Source organism: Microbulbifer maximicatervae (SeqCode), assembly GCF_052467065.1.
This window is the reverse complement of the sequence record NZ_CP174299.1, coordinates 3,453,917-3,468,665: the sequence shown is the minus strand read 5'-3', so window position 1 is coordinate 3,468,665 and position 14,749 is coordinate 3,453,917. Positions and strand designations below refer to the sequence as shown.

The window sequence follows — 14,749 nt, the reverse complement described above, 5'->3', positions numbered from 1 at the left end:
ATCTCTCTCGGCAGAAATTATTGGAAATTGTTTGGAAGCGATTGGTGGTTAGCGTCTTTTGCGATGCTGTTCGATCGCCGCTTTAATCACCGCATGTAAATGGGCCTTATCATTCCCTGCGGTTGGGGAAGGCGTGTGGGATACGGGCTCCGCTTCGGGAAAATAGCGGGAGATGATTCTCGACATAATACCGGTACCGATCACCAGCAATAGCAGAAAAGTAAAAACAATTCCCATACCAAACAGGGTGATATCTAGCCCCTGTTGCAAAAGTGTTTCTTGCACTGTTTATTCCCCCTGGCACCAGGCAATAAAACCAGCCATTCCGGACGGTTTCATCTGTCCCCGTAACACTATGAATTTACGTACCTATTTATTCAGGACGGCTGAAACACCCCAATTGATATTTTGTGCATATGTAAAATCTTCGCTCACAATTAAACAAATTTATGTCGTACAACCAATAAACTTGCCCGGGAAAATCTCACTTAGCCCAGCCGTCCCAAATTTCTGCACATCGGAATCTTATTCCCTAGACCGGTAATTTCAACCGCCGCTGCACCTGATCCTCCCCCAAAAAGAGCGGGCACACAGGAAAAATTTCGTTAGTTCCAAAATGCTGATATTTTTCTATTATCAATACAAGTTGCTTTTAAAATCAAACACTTATTGGTTTCAGGGGCAACGGAGGGGTCTAAATTACCACGCCCAATTTTGGTGCGAAACATCAATAGGCTGAGTTTATTTCTCCTACTTTTATATACTGAAGAATGATCGTTTTTGCGCCATTACAATAACTTGCTGATAGAATATGCGCCTTTAGATTTATGATTTACCTCTCAACTGACTTATGACCGACAAGACACCTACCCCAGAACCTACGATTTACCAGGCACCAATGGAGGGGGTAATCGACCATCACGTACGTGCCCTGCTCTCCACCATTGGAGGGGTCGATATCTGTGTTACAGAGTTTGTTCGTGTCACTAATACTCGCTTGCCTCGCAGAGTATTCACCCGCTTGTGCCCAGAGGTCGACAAAGGTGCAAAGACCCCAAGCGGGATTCCAGTACGGTTACAGCTGTTAGGCGGCAACCCCAATGCAATGGCAATTAATGCAGTAAAAGCAGTTGAGTTCGGTGCTACAGCAATTGATCTCAATTTCGGCTGCCCTGCAAAATCAGTGAATAACAGCGACGGTGGCGCCTGCCTATTGCAAAGCCCTCACAGAGTGGAAGCTATTGTAGGAGCGGTTCGCCGCGCTGTCCCGGAAAACATCCCTGTCACCGCAAAAATCCGACTGGGCTTTAATGATCGCTCTAGCTATATGGATAACGCCCAGGCTGCAGCAGCTGGCGGCGCAAATGAACTGGCAGTACACGCTCGCTCCAAAGTCGATGGCTATAAACCCCCAGCCTACTGGGAATACATCGGTGAAATTCGCCAAAAACTCGAAATCCCAGTCATTGCCAACGGGGATATCTGGACACTTGAGGAATTTCAACGCTGCCGTGAAGTAACCGGATGCGAAGCATTTATGTTTGGTCGCAGCCTGCTAGCCAGGCCAGATTTGGGCAAGCAGATAAAAGCCTACTGCTCAGGTGAGAGCTATACAGCAATGGGCTGGCAAGAGATTATTGAAACTCTTTGGGGTTACTATCAAACCACCCGAGAAGTTTACCCTTCCAAGTATCTGGGCAATCGTATTAAGCAATGGCTCGCTTACTTGAAATTGGCTTTTCCTGAAGCCCAATTGTTCTTTGATAAAATAAAACGTCTCAGGGAGGCAGAAGAGCTTGATAGAGCTTTTTCCGAAGAGCGGAAAATTCAAATAGCATCAATTGAGGCAGCCTAATTTTCCGCACCTCTGCCAGTATCGGAATTGATACTGGCAGAGGAAGTTACCCGCTCAGATCCACTCTCACAGATCCATTTTTGACTGTCGACTCAAGTATGCCGGATTGAAGAATTTTTCCGCTAACTGATGCGCAGTGCTACTTTCGTAGTGAACTCTGGTTTCAGTGGTAGCCTTGATGCTATCAACTAAAACCATCTCCTCCACAAATAGCTCTTCATCCTTTATCCCCGATACAAAATGCGCAACCTTAGCCAACTTTCCAGATTTCAAGTAAAGCTCCGCTTGGATAGGGAAGAGACTCTCACTATCAAGCCACAATGTTATCTTTTGATAGCTGGCTCCTTTGGTTTTTGCCTCCAGCTGAAGTTTGTGGGTCAATTTACCCTTTAGAATTTCACTTGCCTCGAACTGCCCCCGATAGTCCTGGCTCCAAGTCAAAGTGGCGATATCACCAATTGAAGCCTCCCCCAGCAATCTTTGCATCGGTGTAATGCGGATAGGGCGGCGGCTGCGGGGCATCAATAGCCAGTAGTTATCCTGCAGCATCAGCATTTTTTGTCCCTCTTCACCAACTCCTTTAAATATCACCAATGATTTTCTCTCAGGGCGAGTATAAACATGGTAGCGATCTTCGCTTTCTAACTCTCCCTGTTTAAAAACCTGGATGTTGGTGACAACTTTTGAAGATGACTCTCCAAGACGATAGGAATCGGCTTTGGCCAACATGCTTTCTACCTGTACAGCGGAAAAATGACTTTCCTTCTCCTCAGTCCCAGCTGAAACAAAGGGAGAGAACATCAGCAACAAACCAATCGCCAAGCTAACTCTGCCTAATCTTAATTTATACATGGACCAATGCCTCAGTAATCGGTTTATTGACACCTTTCCGCGCCGGAAGGAAGGATGAAAAAACACATATCGCAGCTATTGCAACCGAAATCATCCAAGCCAAGTTAATAGAGAAATAAACAGTCAAAGGATACCCCGTTGTTTTTCCCGGAGGTGGCGGCATAGTAATGTCAAACATCATCAATCCAGCGCTTATCAGACCAGCCAAAATAACACCGGCTAAAGAACCCACTACAGCAAGTACTAAAGCCTCCAATATAAACCCTGTTATCAATTCCACTTTGGATGCACCCAATGCGGACAAGGTACCTATTTCCCGTGTTCTCTCTGTTACCGACATTGCCAGCGTATTGAAAAGCGAGACAAAGATAACCAGTGCCATAATGATTCCCATCAACCCAAAAATTCGATCATAAAGACTCTTCACTCCCTGATAGAAAAAGGCACGATCCTCCCAAGTTGTAATTTCCAGCTCTGGAACTAACTCGCGCAGCCTTTCCTGCAAGCTCGATGTCCTATCAAGGCTGTAGCCATAAATTGCCATGGTTGAGACCCTGTCACTATCTAAAAGGAACTGCGCAGCCTGAACAGAAATATATACTTGACGCTTATCCATATCTGGAACACCAGTCCCGAAAACTCCCCTAACCTTAAAATCCATTGCATTGAGAGCCCCATGAACTGTAGAGGACATTAAAGTAATATAATCCCCAGGCCTTACATTAAGATTTCTTGCGAGATCTTTACCCAGCATAATCTCAGGATCACTGATATCTTCACGGTTTGATAAAATACTGCCCTCAGTGACATTTAGAAAAGGCCCCTTCACCCGAAATTCACTTGGCAATATCCCCTGACCTAAAAAAATAGAAGACTTATCACCATTGGAAATTAACCCTTGCAGATAAACTCTAGGCTGCACGGCCTTCACATTTTCCTCAACCAACAAGTCCCTACGTAATTTATTGGCATTATCTAAACCAAGCTGAAGAGGAAAGTCCTCATCAGAAGAGAAATATCCCGGCTGTGTTAGCACCAAATGCCCCTCACTGCGCGCCGCGCTCTCTTTAAGGGATTGATATGTAAATAGGCCAAAACCTCCGGAGGTCATCAAGGCCGTTACCACAATGGAGATAATGGCAACTGCAAGAAAGCTTCTGCGACGATTGCGCAATAAATTTAAAACCGCGACTTTTAAGCGACGCATAAAGCACTCTCCTGCAGAATTACACCATCTTTCAACTCAACAACTCTATCGCAATGACGAGTCATTCGATCATCATGACTGGCAACAATAAAAGCTGTTTTTTGCTCCACTCCCAAATTTTTCATTAACTCAATAATTTGTTGTGCGGTAACACTATCCAAGCTGGCCGTAGGTTCATCAGCAATTACCAGTTTGGGCTGATGCACCAGTGCTCGAGCGATTGCTACTCTCTGCTGTTGTCCACCTGAAAGTCGATCTGGCCTGTAGTTGGAAAACTGGGACAGCCCGACATGATCCAACATGCCCATTACACGCCGCCTTACTTCACCTTCTTTCATTCCATTCAAAAGAAGTGGAAAGGCTACATTCTCAAAGGCTGTCATTACCGGAACCAAATTAAACTTTTGGAATACAAAACCCAACTGGGTACGACGGATCTTCATTGACTGCCGGTGGCTTTTTCTCAGCACCTCGCCGGCAAAGCAGACTTCTCCGCTGTAATCATGATCCAGTAGTCCGCAAATATTTAACAAGGTACTTTTACCAGACCCTGATGGTCCACACAGAGCTACCATAGTGCCTGCCCGAATATCCAGATTCACATCTTTTAGGGCCCTAAGTTGAACCTCACCGGAAGTGTAAGTCTTTTCAATATGAGTGAGCTGTAACATGGATTCACTACCTGTTCGCACTATTAGTCAGAGTTTTTAACATCGCCACATGGATTTGATATGCGATGACTCTCAGCCTTTGCTCCCCATAAATTCACTAACTCCTTGTTACCCTCAAGCTCTGCAGCCTGCAGAGCGCCACAGTAAATCCAGCGAGTAGCGCCTGGCGGCATATACCCCATGCGTGGATCGCCCATCAACTCATGATAAAGTTCAAACCCACGGTCAAAAGAATTAAAGAACTTTGGCACTTTAGTAAAAGTTGTTGCGGCAATGCCTTTAAGCAGCAAGTCTTGAGGCATCCCCTGAGAGGAACGGCCAGGGTTATCCATGTCTTCAATTATGGTGAGCGCCTTATCCATACGGGCAATTCCATTCTCTGCATAACTGACCTTTCTCCAGGGCAGCCAGCTTTCTTTTGCCATTAGAGTCTCACTAGCCCCCAGGTAAAAAAGTACAATAGGATCAGAAGGGTTATCTTTCAGTAATGTCTTAAAAGCCTCATAGGACTCCTCTATCGCCGCCCCACCCTGTGCTGCCGCTTTTTGGTACAAATCTTCCATTTGTGCATCCTGGGCAGCAAGGGACGAAACGTTCACCCCAAGATTTAAAGCCATTATTACAAGTAACCTTTTCATTACACTTCTCCTTGCTTCTGAATTTTTAATAGATTACCTAGCATCCAAGTATCATTCAGGACAGTGCGATGAACTGTCTCTGGAGAGGATAAGAGGCATAAACTTATGCTGAATGGCTCTAGAGGGTGGATAGGTGGAAAATTACTGCACGCGAAGAGATACTATCGTTAAGGCGTCTAAATTTAGGAAAGTGTACTAGTTAGTAAAGACTGCGGAATCGCCAAAATATTGAAGACTTGGTAACTAAATTGATACTAATAAGATTGTGCGATGCAAATAGAGTGGATACAGATCAAAAGAGCAGTTCCCTTGATCTGTATAAAATATCAAATGAAATTTACAAAGACTAATCCACCATTGCAATATGGGTGATCATTTCACCGACAGACTGCCCCAAATTATTTGTAGCTATAGTACGAACAATAAAAACATCGTTTTCAACATCTAAGAGTTCTACTTTTATATCTACATCTTGCCCTGCCAACGCTAAATTATCCGCACACAAATCCGCAGAGGTAACTATAAAACGAGCACTATCTTCACCTGTCAACCGCATCAAAAATATACAACATGACTTAATAAGGCTCTGCGAGGCAATAGCAACGGGCAACGCTTTCACCTTATCAAAATGCCCCATGCACATTTCTGGAGTAACTCTACCGATACTTGCCGTCAGAGACATTAGATCAATATTATGTACATTAATATCAATACTTTTGGAGTAAGGGTTAATATCGCTAATAACAGGAGTGATATCATGGATACTATCACTATATATCTTATGGAAAGATCGCTCCCGCATTACATGATATTTCACGTTAAGTCGTGCCGCCACTTCACCAGCAGGGTCTAACAATTCTGCCTCAGCAACTAACTCTCTCTTACTGGCAAATACGGCTTTGGTTCGAGCCAGAAGGTAATCAGGGCGCATATCAGAAACAAAGCTATCATAAGTTTTCAAATCAGCTTTGCGCGCCAGGTAGTAATGCTTGGATCTTACTGGATTGGCCAAAGCACCAAAACAAGAGCCCAAAATTGCCAAGTGTCGACCAATTTCCGCGACATCCATTAAACTACTTTCATATGTACTCTGACATTGCACAGGCACTTTAGCAACAAGCCAGCCGTCAACATCAAAATGTAAAGCCTCTAGTGCAAAGTAGGGAAATTTCACCTCAATTAGATCCTCAACTCCTTCTACAGAAGAAGAATCCAACTTAAAACTATCCAGCATAATTATTCCATTAATTATCGGAGAAAATTTACACACAGGCACTCACAGCAGAATACCTGCCATTACAAGAGGAAAATAGATTACGCACTTTCAGGAAGAAGGCAGCACATATACCTTCCCAGCCATTTAAGAAAATGGCCTAAAATAGAAAAACCATAAAGAAAAATCTGAGCCTATTTAACAAGCCAAAAGAGCAGAAAATAGACCTCCAGATAGAATTTCAAGCACCAGGAATGAAAAAATTCAAATCCACCAAAATAGTTAATCTACAATTAAAAAAACACTCCACCCCTCAAGTCGCGGGCAATTATGCCCATCAAATCCCTAAAGTAAATTACCGACAATTACAAAAAACAACCCCCTCAGTTCGCACAAGATTACTAGTCAAACCATATAGCAATAGCATATAAATATATAAACAAGCGTCCAAATTCAAATCCAAACAGCAACCATCCTAAAGTCTTAGTAATTAAAACCCCACTAAGCTTGAAGCAAGGCTTTAATGGTAATTCAATAAAGCCAACATTATCTTTAACGCTATACTCTCTTATCGTAACCCCGCCTTATCACCCTTCCTTTGATCAGCGGCAGTTTGTGCATTTAGATTAAAGATCTATTGATACCAAACCAACCTGAGTGTCCGGCCTTCAAAAATAAGGGGGGGGGGGGGGTAAAGTTACTAAATCTTAGGTAGCAGATATGAATCTCTGTCATACATATCAATTTAATTAGAGGGACCACCCCCCTAAGTTAAGATAATTATAAATTGTTGATCGCTACATTGTTTTAAACAACGAAGCAGCCCTGCGACTCACTGTATATTGACGCCCGTCATCCATCACCACAGATACACCGCCAGTTATTCCACGGCATACTTTTTGAATGCGCTTCACACAGACAATTGTAGAACGGTGGATCTGCCAAAATAAATCTGGTTCCAACTGGGCTAACAGCTCCTTTAGTGGGGTTCTGATAATATGCTCACCCTGACCGGAGTAAACCGTCGTATATTTGTCCTCTGCCACAAATGCCGAAACCTCATCGCAGGCAATCAGATGAATATCTTCTCCCTTGCTTGCCTTAATCCAACGAAGGTACTCAGGTCTACTTAAGGAAAGCTGCCTCAGTAACGCCTCAATATCAGGTCCTGACTTAAGGTTACCCTCTTCCCGGTCTCTCAGGCGCTGCCGAATACGATCACAAGCTTTTTCCAATCGCTTGTCATCAATAGGTTTTAGCAGATAGTCGGCTGCCTCATGCTCAAAAGCACTTACAGCATACTCATCATAGGCCGTGATAAAAACAACAATAGGATTTGTTTGTAATTTGCCAAGAGCCTCAGCAACAGCCAAACCATCCATTCCAGGCATACGAATATCGAGAAAAACCACATCAGGCTCCTCTCGCTGGCACAGAGCTAACGCTTCGTTACCATCACAGGCTTTACCAATAACCTCAAGCTCAGGAAAAATATCGGCAAGCATTTGGTCGAGATGGTGACGCAATAAAGGCTCATCATCTGCAATTATGGCACGCATGGAAACTCCAAACGGGCGGTTACTCCGCCCTGATTATTACTTTGAATCAGTAGCTTACCACGCTCTTGGTAAAGGGTAGAAAGTCGCTCCCTAATATTGCTTAGCGCAATCCCATTGTGTTTGCTGGAGCTAAGTTTATTAGCTCCAGCAGTGAGTCCCACACCATTATCTTCCACCTCAATAACCCATTGGCCTTCCTTCTGTTTCACCCGCAACCGGACCAGTCCACCTTTGGCTGCAGGCTCAATGCCATGAAAAATTGCATTTTCGACTAAGGGTTGCACAAGTAACGGGGGAACAAATGTCTCTAAACTCACATCCTCTGATAAATCAACTTCATACTCTAACCTTTCCCCCAGGCGTATCTTTTGAATCTCTAAATAGCATTTCAAACTGCTAAGCTCAACCTTTAAAGATACCTGGTCGGAACGGGATTTTTTCAAGCTAATTCGCAAGAGATCACTAAAGTTATCCAGTAGGTCTTCTGCCTTTTGAGGGTCGTGACGAATTAGCATTTTTAGATTGGCCAGAGTATTGAATAGAAAATGAGGCTCTATCTGGCTTTGCAGCACTTTTAGCTGGCTTTGAGCAAGAGTCTTTTGTTGTTCAAGCTTTAACAATTCAGCTTCCTGACGTTCCCTCTCAAGCTGGTGAGATTGCTCCCGGTTAAGATGGACTTGATAGAGAAAAATGGAAAGAAGAATGGCAATAATTAAAAAATCAAGTACCCGAAATTCCCCAAAACCCGATATCCACCACCAAGCATGTAGAGTTCCCAGTACAATTGCCGCTAAACTCACTACCGCATACTTTACTTTTGAGGGCCAGGTGGGCTTGAAAAACTCGACTACCTGCCTCGTGGATGTCGCTATAAATCCGTACGCCAGAGAAATTACGCCGTGAACTGCATAGCTCCCCCCCCAGATAGCCTGGGTAATTACCGCCACCACCACACAAATTATCAATGTACGTAAGCACTCTCTTAACAGATTCACCCTTAACTCCACTCAAAAAACAATAGTCGTACTCAAGGTAAATACAGCCTGGTTTTGAAGCTGCGCAAAAGCAGACTCATCAGGACCAGCAAAATATCTTACGGATGTTCCAAGTACCCAATCGTTCGCAATCTCCCTCTCACCCCCGATAGTTAAAATAAGGCCACCATCTTCAGGCGTGTATATTAAATCTACTTTTGGATGGTACTCATTATTGGTAAGCGTCCAATGTAAAAGTAAATTGTGCCTCAGGGTATTATCACTTAAAAAGGCCATCGCTGAGGATTGGCGAAGGCCATCCCACTGCACTCCCTGATTTTGGTACCACAGGCTGTTATCAAACACCTGCTCCCATTCGCTTTTCCCCCAGGCCCGACTATCAAACCAATACTCTAAAATAACCGAATGCCCAATGCTGTTTGCCCATGTCATCCCTATAAGAGCTTGCCAGCCATCATCCATCTGCTCCTGTTTTGGCATAGCCATCAAAGCTTGGGCTCGCCAGCGCCAGTATTCTTGCTGGTAGCGCCATTCTGTATGGATCTCCCATTGCTCTCCATAAGTATTAACCCAGCTTCCCCCTAAGTTCATACCTCGCTGATCATCCATGTAACCCAGTAACTGCCACTCTGCACTAGTTCCAAGCTGATACCAGCGCATGGCAAATCCCTTTGGGTGGTCACCCCCAGAGGCCTGGCTGATACCGGCATCCACCAGCATTACACTTAGCTCTCCATTCTCAGTGAAACGACTGGCAGACACCACCCCAACTCCTTCGCTCACTTGAAGTGATACCGGATTCCGCTCTATGGGTAGAAACCAATCCAGCGGACGATGACCATAACCAACACCAAAGTCCAGGCGGCGTTTGCCCAGCAACCAATCCCAGTCCTGCCAGCTCCCCTGCCAGAAAAGCTCCTCAACTACCAACTCTAAGTCTTCACTGCCACCGCGCTCTGCCTGGTGGAATGCAGAGATCTGCCCTTCCCAAGCTTCATACTGTAGTGCCCCCTGTAGTAAAGCTTGCCGAGACACACTTGATTGCGCCTCAAAAAGTGAGCTATCAGAAGCGCGATCATAAGCGGCTGTCATCGCCAGCTCCCACTGTGATTCAAGGGCATCCGCCTGGCTAGTAGCACTACCAATCAGTAGAGGTAGCGCCCAAAGAGAATATAGTTTCATAGTTGCCTCCATTCGTGGGAAGCACACTACCAACCTTCCAGGCCCATACCATCGGATAAGACCAACGGTACTGGAATCAGATAAATGGCTTTTGACCGAGATTAATGGAGGGGGTTATCCATTAAATAACCCTCTGAAAAGCTGATCACTCTTTGCGCAACCATCCGAGAATACGGTTATTCTCTACATACCATTGCCCTGGGGGCATGAAAATAAGTGGGTAACGCTCTCGGGAGGGAGAAAATGGACCCGCGTTCTGCTGAATAATCTCCAGGGTAGCATTCTCTATATCTACCATAGAAACGATAGCTACATGGCCATAAGGGTTAAAAAGGGAGGGGCTATAAACAACGATATCGCCAATATTCGGAGGGGTATTACCTTGGTTGTGAAACTGCCGTAATCCTCTTTTGGTATTCACACTCCCGTGCTGGACTGTCAGGTCAAAAAAATCTCTAGCATGTCCAAATGTATCCGGCATTCGATGCCCAAATCGCTCGTAATAATAGCGCTTAACAAACTCAACACACTGGTACCTTAGGCCAAGATTATAACCGTCTTCCGAGGTGTTGCGCTCTTCAACATTATTAACTCCTCCATTGTAATAAACTTCTACCCCATGAAGTGAGTCTATAATCTCTCCGACAGAATAAGCTGTTTTAAGGTTTAGGCGAGTAGCCAGTTGATATATCACGGCGATCAAAAGTCCTATACCGGCCACAACAACAATTAACCTACCCTTCCTTCCACCTTCTTTGATTGTTTCAACGAAAGACAACATCCATATTTCCCTCTAATCAACCCCAACTATAAACACCTCAATTTCAGACTCCCACCTGTGCAAAAAAGCTAATGGGGTTAAGTGCACTCTACGTTCAAATATAGGTCTCATTCCTTTATCCTACTCATTACACCTAGTTAACTTTTTGAACCCTGTCATCAATTGCTCAAACGGGGTTCACACTACTTACAGACGCTAATAGCAATTGATCCAACACCGTCACAACCTGCCAAAAAAGCGATAGCTATTTTGCCTTAGGTGACCCAGAATCCAAATATAGACATTTAACTAATAATCAGCAGGAACCGGGCCACTGAGCAGCTGTCCATCAATTACAAATCGCCTTGCTCAATTAGATTAAGAAATACGTCGAGTTTGTCATGCCTGATACCCTAAAATTCCTTACAGCATTCAGCTTATCGGTTCTCCTTACAGCTTGTGGAGGAGGGTCCAGCAGTAGTAATTCCAACGATGAGACTACTGAAACCGAAACAAGTACCGACAGCGGAGACAACAGTGGTTCTGATGATTCCGATAACGGGGACGACGACAGTGATGAAGAAACGGGGGGCTACACTTTTAACCCCAGTAATCCCCTGGCATCACTTATCGTAGGGACACAAGAGTATGCCAGTGGCACTCTCACCCTTGAGGATACCGATAGCAATAGCCCCACCTTTCAAGCCAGTAGTGTGGCTGGAAGCTATGGAGATTTCACTCTCTATGAAAGTGGAAACTGGGAATATCAATTAAACACTAATTCCCAGAATCTGAATGATGGTGACTCCGTAGAGGACACAATCTCTTTTCAGCTCACCGATGGTAGTGCCCTCTCTGTAGTGTTCTCTATTCAAACCATCGAAGCCACTGAAAGCAGCATTGTCTTTATCTTTATGAACTTCTCAGATGCCGCCGTAGGAGATGATCTCAGCATTACCCAAATTGCAAATATGGCTTTCAATGACACAGATTCTCTTGATAATGCCTACCATGAAAACTCCCTGGGACAACTAAAGTTCAGCCGCCATCTAAGCAATGACACCTCACTAGATCAATACTGCTACGGTGAAGACAATGATGAGAGCACTTCTATAGACTGCTTTACCTACAGCATTGCCGACAGCCAGAATGGCGGTGTATTGAGCATCGAAGATGCGGAATCTCGCTCGGGCAGTGAATATAACGATAGCGGCTATACATGGAGAGATAGGGCAACCAGTTGGATCGAAAGCAATTACGTAGACTCCAACAACCAGCCCGTAGAGCTCAACGATTGGCGTCATCGGGTCTACATTTTCCCGGAAGCTGCGGCCAGTGCAGGACTGGTTGGCACGGGAGTCGCCTCTGTCGGAGGCCGCTGGAGCATGATAATTGCAGATAGTGATCAACTGATTATGGGCCATGAAATTGGGCACAATATTGGCCTGAGCCACGCCGGCAATGACGATAATAATGATGGGGATACCAACGATAGCGGTGAGAGTGAATATGGTAGTGACGGCTCCCTAATGGGCAATGCTTGGCAATCACGACTCTTTGGAAGCGGTCATCGTGACTATATGGGCTGGTATGACTCATTCCCCGGATACACTGAAACTATTGAGGCAGTCGCAGGCAGCACCACTAGTATTGAGTTTCAAGCCATAGAACTTACTGCTGGTGAGCTTAGTAGCGATCTACCTCAACTCTTAAAGGCCGAAAGTATTGGTAGCAGGAATGGAGAAAACTACTATTACATCGAATACCACGTCGAGCACGACACCCTCAATCCCCGTCCACACCACGAAAATGCGGTAACGGTTCACTATCTTAGCGGCACCAGTAATAACAATGTTACCGCCAACCAGGTAGCCACACTGTCAACTACCGGGGACAGCTTTACTGACTCATCTGCTGGAATCACTATTGAATTTCTATCCACTGACAACAGCACCAACTCTGCAACTGTTTCTGTAACTTACGATGAATAATTTAATGGGGAGTAAGACCGCAATGAAAAATCTACCCTTAGCCCTACTTCTCGCCCTTTCCTCTTCAGCGATTGCCGAAGAGACCGTAACTGGCGTGTTAGAGGAAGAGATCTCCGAGAACTTTCAAACAGGAGAAGTGGATCATCGCTTCTCCGTAAAAGACGAAACAACCGGTGAGTACTACTTTATCGACGCCAAAGAGGCAAAGCAGAAAGGTATGCAATCTGGTGAGCGAGTACGTATTCATGGAGAGCGAGAAAACAAACGGCGTTTTCGTATACGTGAATCTCAACGTCTGGAGTTAAGACGAGAGGAGTAACGCCCTTTCTAACTATAATTTTAACTCCTACCACACAAATTCCGCATAGATCAATTCGGGTGTACAGAACATTATCAGTGCACCCGATTAACACAACACCAATTAGCCTAACACTCGGCCACCTCAGACCTAGATACATTTTACTGGCCACATTATTAAAGTTAATTATTTAAGTCTTATAATATCGGCACATCTTTACCATTTAGGTAAGTTACAAACAGACCTATTCAACTTACGCCGATAGAAAACCCGAGTAGGCAAGCCACTCTGATATTCACAACACCACTCCCCCCGTCATTTCCAGCTGGGCATATAAGCGCTGCAATATATGTAGTAGAAAATAGCCTCTGGCGCCAAAAGCATTCATTGTAAAAGTTAACATTTTACAAAATTCTAAACATGAACAACTCACCCCTTGTAGATTTCATCTTACCGCACCGAGATTGCAGCAGATAGCTCATCCAAATACCTTTTAGTCAAATATAATACTAAAGGCACTACAGTCTCTTTAATTTTTAATACCAATTACCGCTCTTAAACAATTAATTCAGAAACAAAACCGACCAGAGCCTCAGGATGAGAAACAGTAAAATTAAAAAGCTCTTTATGGGCAGCATCCCACCTATTCTGTTAATTATTGGCTCCAATAGCCTTGCCAACGATAGCCGCACAGTACTGGTAGAAGCAGCACAACCCTGGGAGCAAGCTATTAGAACAAAGTTATTTTGCTCTGTATCATCCCCTGCCTTACATCAAATATCTAGTCACTCAGATGCTGAACTTATAGAAATAAAGCCTGTTGGCTCCATTATCAAAGCTGGTGAACTAGTAGCAGCCCAGGATGACTTTTATCTCTCCCAGCAAATGAAGATCATTCGCACCGATATTGAATTAACACAAATCCAGCTTAACTATGCAGAAGAAGAACTAGGTAGACTGGAGAAACTTCGCTCAGCCGACATGGTTTCTCAGTCTCATTTAAATAACCTTAAGCTCAATGTGGACACCTATCAATTAACCAAGCAAAGACTCGAACAACAACTAAATACAGCTGAATATCGTTCTAAACGACTACTGCACTACGCAAAAACCGATAGTCAAGTTTTAAGCATAGAAGCTAATCCTGGAGAAAACCTCAATCCAGGACAAAGAATTATGCAGTTACTCCCACTAACTGAAAACCAAATTGAATGTAGTCTCCCTGAAGAACACATAAATAAAGAAAGCCTGCTAAGCAATAGCACCTTCAAAATTAAGGAGCAAGATATTGAACTCAGAAATATCAGCCATATAGTAAACCCAGAAACACAGAAACACAGAAACACAGAACTTTAATCTCTACTTTAAAGTAAACAGACAAAAATTCAAATCCTTACTGGTTGGGCAGCGATTTGAAATAACTATGTTTACCCCTTTCGCGGGTCATAGCGAGCAAGAATACATTACTAGAATTCCTAGTGACGCCGTAATTCTTGAGAATGGGCGACAATATAAGGTTTGGACTCTA

The 14,749-nt window shown here is 44.2% G+C and carries 14 protein-coding genes; 4 read left to right on the top strand and 10 right to left on the bottom strand.

Features of this window, described 5'->3' with window-relative positions; all coding sequences use genetic code 11:
* Positions 1-48: 48 nt before the first annotated feature.
* Entirely contained in the window at positions 49-285 is a 237-nt protein-coding gene (locus tag ACJJI1_RS15275; RefSeq protein ID WP_444935452.1) for an OadG family protein, read from the bottom strand.
* A gap of 565 nt (positions 286-850) precedes the next feature.
* On the opposite strand from ACJJI1_RS15275, the gene ACJJI1_RS15270 reads away from it, so the two are divergent.
* On the top strand, positions 851-1,855 hold the full coding sequence (locus ACJJI1_RS15270) for a tRNA dihydrouridine synthase (RefSeq protein WP_444957200.1): 1,005 nt from the start codon (positions 851-853) through the stop codon (positions 1,853-1,855).
* A gap of 66 nt (positions 1,856-1,921) precedes the next feature.
* Here ACJJI1_RS15270 and ACJJI1_RS15265 read toward each other — a convergent pair whose 3' ends face one another.
* From ACJJI1_RS15265 to ACJJI1_RS15225, 9 genes are all read right to left on the bottom strand, one after another.
* Positions 1,922-2,707: an outer membrane lipoprotein-sorting protein gene (locus ACJJI1_RS15265; RefSeq protein WP_444957199.1), complete on the bottom strand. Its 786-nt coding sequence runs from the start codon at positions 2,705-2,707 to the stop codon at positions 1,922-1,924.
* Positions 2,700-3,914: an ABC transporter permease gene (locus tag ACJJI1_RS15260; protein ID WP_444957198.1), complete on the bottom strand. Its 1,215-nt coding sequence runs from the start codon at positions 3,912-3,914 to the stop codon at positions 2,700-2,702. Before ACJJI1_RS15260 ends, ACJJI1_RS15265 begins: the two co-directional genes overlap by 8 nt.
* Positions 3,902-4,585: an ABC transporter ATP-binding protein gene (locus ACJJI1_RS15255; protein ID WP_444896590.1), complete on the bottom strand. Its 684-nt coding sequence runs from the start codon at positions 4,583-4,585 to the stop codon at positions 3,902-3,904. The genes ACJJI1_RS15260 and ACJJI1_RS15255 overlap by 13 nt, the downstream gene beginning before the upstream one ends.
* 23 nt (positions 4,586-4,608) lie before the next feature.
* Positions 4,609-5,223 (bottom strand): hypothetical protein, encoded by a 615-nt coding sequence (locus ACJJI1_RS15250; RefSeq protein WP_444957197.1) that lies wholly within the window; start codon positions 5,221-5,223, stop codon positions 4,609-4,611.
* A 346-nt stretch (positions 5,224-5,569) separates the two neighbouring features.
* Complete coding sequence (locus tag ACJJI1_RS15245) at positions 5,570-6,457, bottom strand: hypothetical protein (RefSeq protein WP_444957196.1); 888 nt, start codon at positions 6,455-6,457, stop codon at positions 5,570-5,572.
* A 776-nt stretch (positions 6,458-7,233) separates the two neighbouring features.
* Positions 7,234-7,995: a LytR/AlgR family response regulator transcription factor gene (locus ACJJI1_RS15240; protein WP_444896587.1), complete on the bottom strand. Its 762-nt coding sequence runs from the start codon at positions 7,993-7,995 to the stop codon at positions 7,234-7,236.
* A complete protein-coding gene (locus tag ACJJI1_RS15235; RefSeq protein WP_444912563.1) occupies positions 7,983-8,795 on the bottom strand; it encodes a sensor histidine kinase in 813 nt (270 codons plus the stop codon). The genes ACJJI1_RS15240 and ACJJI1_RS15235 overlap by 13 nt, the downstream gene beginning before the upstream one ends.
* Before the next feature lie 207 nt (positions 8,796-9,002).
* Entirely contained in the window at positions 9,003-10,172 is a 1,170-nt protein-coding gene (locus ACJJI1_RS15230) for a hypothetical protein (protein ID WP_444957195.1), read from the bottom strand.
* Between the two features lie 145 nt (positions 10,173-10,317).
* Complete coding sequence (locus ACJJI1_RS15225) at positions 10,318-10,953, bottom strand: CHAP domain-containing protein (RefSeq protein WP_444957194.1); 636 nt, start codon at positions 10,951-10,953, stop codon at positions 10,318-10,320.
* A gap of 380 nt (positions 10,954-11,333) precedes the next feature.
* Here ACJJI1_RS15225 and ACJJI1_RS15220 point away from each other — a divergent pair, with 380 nt between their 5' ends.
* The 3 genes from ACJJI1_RS15220 to ACJJI1_RS15210 all read left to right on the top strand — a co-directional run bounded on the left by ACJJI1_RS15220 (position 11,334) and on the right by ACJJI1_RS15210 (position 14,577).
* Positions 11,334-12,923, top strand: a complete 1,590-nt coding sequence (locus ACJJI1_RS15220; protein ID WP_444957193.1) for a VCBS domain-containing protein — start codon at positions 11,334-11,336, stop codon at positions 12,921-12,923.
* A 22-nt stretch (positions 12,924-12,945) separates the two neighbouring features.
* Entirely contained in the window at positions 12,946-13,242 is a 297-nt protein-coding gene (locus ACJJI1_RS15215; RefSeq protein ID WP_444957192.1) for a hypothetical protein, read from the top strand.
* A gap of 576 nt (positions 13,243-13,818) precedes the next feature.
* Positions 13,819-14,577, top strand: coding sequence for an efflux RND transporter periplasmic adaptor subunit (locus tag ACJJI1_RS15210; RefSeq protein ID WP_444957191.1), 759 nt, complete (start codon positions 13,819-13,821; stop codon positions 14,575-14,577).
* Positions 14,578-14,749: the final 172 nt, after the last annotated feature.

What these genes read in the sequence shown, in the direction of transcription:
- ACJJI1_RS15270 (WP_444957200.1), top strand. Translation starts at nt 851, where the DNA reads ATGACCGACAAGACACCTACCCCAGAACCTACGATTTACCAGGCACCA.
- ACJJI1_RS15265 (WP_444957199.1), bottom strand. Translation starts at nt 2,707, where the DNA reads ATGTATAAATTAAGATTAGGCAGAGTTAGCTTGGCGATTGGTTTGTTG.
- ACJJI1_RS15260 (WP_444957198.1), bottom strand. Translation starts at nt 3,914, where the DNA reads ATGCGTCGCTTAAAAGTCGCGGTTTTAAATTTATTGCGCAATCGTCGC.
- ACJJI1_RS15255 (WP_444896590.1), bottom strand. Translation starts at nt 4,585, where the DNA reads ATGTTACAGCTCACTCATATTGAAAAGACTTACACTTCCGGTGAGGTT.
- ACJJI1_RS15250 (WP_444957197.1), bottom strand. Translation starts at nt 5,223, where the DNA reads ATGAAAAGGTTACTTGTAATAATGGCTTTAAATCTTGGGGTGAACGTT.
- ACJJI1_RS15245 (WP_444957196.1), bottom strand. Translation starts at nt 6,457, where the DNA reads ATGCTGGATAGTTTTAAGTTGGATTCTTCTTCTGTAGAAGGAGTTGAG.
- ACJJI1_RS15240 (WP_444896587.1), bottom strand. Translation starts at nt 7,995, where the DNA reads ATGCGTGCCATAATTGCAGATGATGAGCCTTTATTGCGTCACCATCTC.
- ACJJI1_RS15230 (WP_444957195.1), bottom strand. Translation starts at nt 10,172, where the DNA reads ATGAAACTATATTCTCTTTGGGCGCTACCTCTACTGATTGGTAGTGCT.
- ACJJI1_RS15225 (WP_444957194.1), bottom strand. Translation starts at nt 10,953, where the DNA reads ATGTTGTCTTTCGTTGAAACAATCAAAGAAGGTGGAAGGAAGGGTAGG.
- ACJJI1_RS15220 (WP_444957193.1), top strand. Translation starts at nt 11,334, where the DNA reads ATGCCTGATACCCTAAAATTCCTTACAGCATTCAGCTTATCGGTTCTC.
- ACJJI1_RS15215 (WP_444957192.1), top strand. Translation starts at nt 12,946, where the DNA reads ATGAAAAATCTACCCTTAGCCCTACTTCTCGCCCTTTCCTCTTCAGCG.
- ACJJI1_RS15210 (WP_444957191.1), top strand. Translation starts at nt 13,819, where the DNA reads ATGAGAAACAGTAAAATTAAAAAGCTCTTTATGGGCAGCATCCCACCT.